The following is a 4,849-nucleotide window of genomic DNA, read 5'->3' on the forward strand; positions in this document are numbered from 1 at the left end:
CCGACCTTGAGACACATAGAGATTAAGACTGCAAAGATACGAAAGCGGAAGTTAGCTTTGGCCTGTTTAACGACAAATATTCCGACAAAGCAGTCATGACTATTAGTTTATTGTTAAATCTAATCTTTCTTTTCGTTCATCTACTCAATAACCCCACGCTAAACGTGACTTTAGCGTGGGGTTAGAGTTCACAGTAATTTTATCTGGATAGCTCTTTTATTTTTTTCTCTGAAAACCAGCGATATAAAACAGGTAAAACAAATAATGTTAACAGTGTTGCAGTTACCAAGCCGCCAACAATAACACTCGCTAATGGGCGCTGTATTTCTGCACCAACACCATTAGACATTAACATCGGTATCAAACCTAAAGCTGATGTTATAGCAGTCATAAGTACAGGTCTTAATCTTGAAGTAGCGCCTTCAAAAACGGCTTTAGATGCTTCTAGACCGTCTTTAATACGTTGGTTGATACTTTCTACCATAACGACCCCATTCAATACCGCTACACCAAATAAGGTAATAAAGCCAACGGAGCTTGGTACAGACAAGTATTGTCCAGATAAATATAAGGAGAAAACTCCGCCAATTACAGCAAGCGGCACGTTGACCAATATCAGCATAGCTTGACCAACAGAACCAAAGGCAAAGTAAAGTAGTAGTGCGATTAGTGCTAACGATAAAGGTACAACTATAGCTAACCTATTTTGAGCACGTTTTTGACTTTCGAACTGGCCGCCAATCGAAACAGAATAACCTGAAGGTAAGTCAACCTTTTCAGCAATTACCGTTCTGATATCGGCAACCACGCTTCCCATATCTCGATTTTGTACATTTGCTTGGATAACGACTCTTCGTTGTACATCATCGCGTCTAACTTGTGGTGGGCCTGACTCAAATGAGACTGAGGCTACGTCACCCAGTCGCACCCAAGCACCAGTAGGTGATTGAAGCCGAATATCAGCAATAGCTTCTTTGTTACTTCGGTACTCTTCCTCTATGCGAACGTAAATATCATAACGTTCATTACCATTGATTATTTGTCCGGCTGCAACACCACCAATACCATCACGCACAACCTCCATTATGTCACTCACAGACAATCCAAAGCGTGATAGTTCTTGCCTGTTAGGACTTATCACCAATTGCGCTTCACCAGCAATTTGCTCCAATGCAACATCCCTTGCACCTTCAATGTTTTTAATTGCTGTTTCTATTTCTTGACCTTTAGCCGCCAGTACCTCAAGTTCAGGCCCAAACAACTTTATCGCCAACTGAGCCTTAACACCAGATAGTAGCTCATCGACACGAGTCGCAATAGGTTGAGAAAAGTTGAGTAGCAACCCAGGGAATTCTTCTAAAGATCTCTCCATTTTTCCTTGAAGTTCATATCGATTAGATGCACTGGTCCACTCAGAAACAGGCTTCAACCCTATGTAAATTTCGATGTTATTCACTGGCTCTGGGTCTCCACCTATTTCTGCTCGACCAATTCGGCTTAATGCATAGGTTACTTCAGGAAAAGCCATTAGTTTTTCTTCTAGAATTGGTGCCACAGTGAGCGCGGTATCTAAACTGGAAGAAGGTGCAAGCGTTGCTCTTAAGTTTATCGTCCCTTCTTCTAACTCAGGTACAAATTCAGTACCAATTAATGGAACTAATGCAAAGGCAGAGAAAACTAATATAAGTGCGGCTGAAATGACTAATTTGGTGCGTTTTAGTGCGAATGTAAGCCCTTTTCTGTAGAGTTTGTCTAATGGCCTAAGAACAAAGCTTTCCCTCTCTTTTACACCTGACTTAAATAAATAAGTAGCTAAAGCGGGTACAAAAAACAACGCAACCACAATAGCAGATATAACAGCTAAAATGATGCTTATTGCCATAGGTTGAAATAACTTTGCCTCAACACCTTCAAAGCTAAATAAAGGCGTAAATACGACTAAAATAATAGAAGCTGCAAAAAATACGGGACGAGCCACTTCTTTACCCGCATTTTGAAGACGTAACTTAATACCATGCTCATCTTGTTCTACATCATGTGGATCAGTATCAGCACTAGGCACTCTTTCTTTTACAGTTTTTAAATGGGTAGAGTCTGGTCTATTTAAATGCTTAAACATGTTTTCAACCATCACGACTGAACCATCAACTAGCATACCAATGGCTACGGCAATGCCACCCAATGACATAAGGTTTGCAGAAATGCCCCACCAAGCCATGATCATTAACGCGATACCAATTGAAATTGGAATAGATATTAGGACAAGGAAGGTTGCACGTATATTCATTAAAAATAGTGCTAATACAATACAGATGAAAATAAATGCTAGTAATAGTGCATCAACTACTGTATCAACGGCTTTTTCAATCAAATCAGCCTGATCATAAAATGGTTCAAAGCGAACACCTTTAGGCAATGCTTGATTAATCAATGGGATTCTTGCATTGATACCATCAATGGTGGCTTTAGTATTAGACCCCATGCGTTTTAAGACAATGCCAGAGACAACTTCACCTAAATTTTCGACTTTACCGTCTTCGGTTTTGCGCGTCATTGTGACAGCACCTTGACGAATTTCACTGCCCATTTCAACTTTAGCAATATCCGAAACCGTCACAACTGTCCCATCAACTGTTTTGACGGGAACTTGTTTGATATTACTAATACCAGCGTCACCACTTTCAAACCAACCTGCACCTCTAATAACAAGCTGCTCTTGCCCACGGTTCATATACCATCCGCCAACATTGGCATTGTTGTTATCTAGGGCACCAACAACGTCTTCTTGCGTTAGGTTATAAGAAAGAAGCTTAGATGGATCTACATTTACTTGGTACTGCCTAACAATACCTCCAAAGGAGAGTACATCAGTAACACCATCGACAGGCATAACGAGTAATTTTACTACCCAATCATTGAGACTCCTGAGTGCCATAGCATCATAGCCTGCATCTTTATCTGAAATAAGAAGGTACTGAAATACTTGGCCTAGCCCTGAGGTGTTTGGCCCCATTTCGGGTGTGCCGACACCTTCTGGTATCAGTTCTTTTGCGGCTTGAAGACGCTCAAATACGAGTTGTCTTGCAAAGTAAATGTCGGTGCCTTCTTTGAAAACAACCGTGACGCCAGACAAGCCTGTTTTAGAAATTGAGCGCACTTGTTCTACATCAGGTAAGGCATACATGACCGCTTCAATGGGGTACGTAATGAGTTGTTCAACTTCTTCAGCAGCTAGTCCTGGCGCTTCAGTATTTACAGCAACTTGAACATTAGTAACATCAGGAAAGGCATCTAAATTTAGTTTTGGTATAACCATAATTGCGCCGACAATTGTGGCAAACAGCGCAATCAAAATCAGGAGTCTATTATTAACAGACCAATCTATTATTTTATTAAACATAGTCTTGCTCCTTAGTGGTTATGCGGATCAAATCCGCCTTTAGCGATTTCAGAAGCAACAAAAAATGCGCCTTTGGTTACAATTCGCGTCCCACTATCAAGGCCAATGATTTCCCTAAAATCACCTAAGGCTCGGCCTAGTTCTACTTCTACAGCTTTAAATTCTCCAGGGTGGTCTTCGACAAATACGGTCCAATCACCATCTGCGCTGCGGATCAATGCTTCTTCTGGCACAGCCATCACTTTCTGCTTTGTGGCAAACTGAAAGTAAACTTTTACAAACATACCTGAATGAAGGTTATCATCAGCATTCTGTACCCCCAATCTAATAATTCTTGTACGAGTTACGGGATCAATTGTATGGGCTTCTTGGATAACTTTGGCATTGTAACTCTGGCCTTCTAATTTAAGTACCGCAGGAGAATCAATTGATAAATTTAGCTTTTTATTTGGAGAAACTTTTGCTTCAACCCATAGTTGTTTTTCATCAGCTAACAACATGACTGAATCCCCAGCATCAACACGTTGCCCTTGGATAAAGTCGTCTTGAAGCACGACACCTTCACGGTGCGCCGTTAATGCATATTGTCCAAATGCTTTAATGTCTTTGTTAGAAATACCATTTATTGCTTTTTCAGTTAACCCTAAAGCAATGAGCTTGCCATAGCTCGCATTGTATGTTGTTTCAGCTTGTAATAATCGACTTTCACTCACCGTCTTATTACCCAGCTTTTTTACACGTTGCCATTCGGTTGAAGCGATTAAATAGTCAGCTTGTGCTTGTGCCATTGCTTCACTAAATAATGTAACTAACTTCTGACCTATTTCTACATACTCGCCAAGCGCTGCATGGCGACTGATAATTACTGACTCTGTACGTGGTGATACCACATAACTTTTATAGCCATTAGCTTTTATTTCGCCAGGTGCATATACGGAACTAAATTGATATTCAGGCTTAACACTTTCCACTTTAATGTTAGCAAGCGACATCTTCTTTGGATCAATAGTGATACCTTCTTCATGTTCTTCTTCTCCCTCTCTATTACCACCTTCATGGCCGTGCTCGTCATGGTCACCTTTATCTTCTTCATGTCCCTTTTCGTGTTCATGCTCATCTTGATGTTCTTTTTCTTCTTGTTTCGAAACGTTTGTGACAGAACCAGTTCCATCTGACGACTGTGCAAAAGCATCATGATTTGTACTAAACCCAACTAACAGGCTGCTAATTACTACGGCTAAAAATTTTTTACTAATTACTGTATTCATTTTTGTAACCTATATTTTTAATAAATTTAAGATTTCGTTTTTCGCTACTGAAAAAACAAAGCGCTCAAATCTCAAATTTGGATAACTGACCCATACTTAAAATGAAGGATATTTCTGCAAGCTTGAATTGATTTTCCAAACGTATTCCTGCATGAAGCCCTTCCGCACGTTGATTTAATGC

Annotated in this window: 2 protein-coding genes; both read right to left on the minus strand. The window is 40.3% G+C overall.

What is annotated here, in order from left to right:
* Positions 1–199: 199 nt before the first annotated feature.
* Entirely contained in the window at positions 200–3,400 is a 3,201-nt protein-coding gene (locus tag PAT01_RS19690; RefSeq protein ID WP_055018868.1) for an efflux RND transporter permease subunit, read from the minus strand.
* 11 nt (positions 3,401–3,411) lie between these two features.
* Positions 3,412–4,668: an efflux RND transporter periplasmic adaptor subunit gene (locus tag PAT01_RS19695; protein ID WP_055018869.1), complete on the minus strand. Its 1,257-nt coding sequence runs from the start codon at positions 4,666–4,668 to the stop codon at positions 3,412–3,414.
* Between the last annotated feature and the right edge of the window lie 181 nt (positions 4,669–4,849).

Origin of the sequence: Pseudoalteromonas atlantica, from assembly GCA_007988745.1 — a bacterium.
Lineage (GTDB): Bacteria > Pseudomonadota > Gammaproteobacteria > Enterobacterales > Alteromonadaceae > Pseudoalteromonas > Pseudoalteromonas atlantica.

What these genes read in the sequence shown, in the direction of transcription:
- PAT01_RS19690 (WP_055018868.1), bottom strand. Translation starts at nt 3,400, where the DNA reads ATGTTTAATAAAATAATAGATTGGTCTGTTAATAATAGACTCCTGATT.
- PAT01_RS19695 (WP_055018869.1), bottom strand. Translation starts at nt 4,668, where the DNA reads ATGAATACAGTAATTAGTAAAAAATTTTTAGCCGTAGTAATTAGCAGC.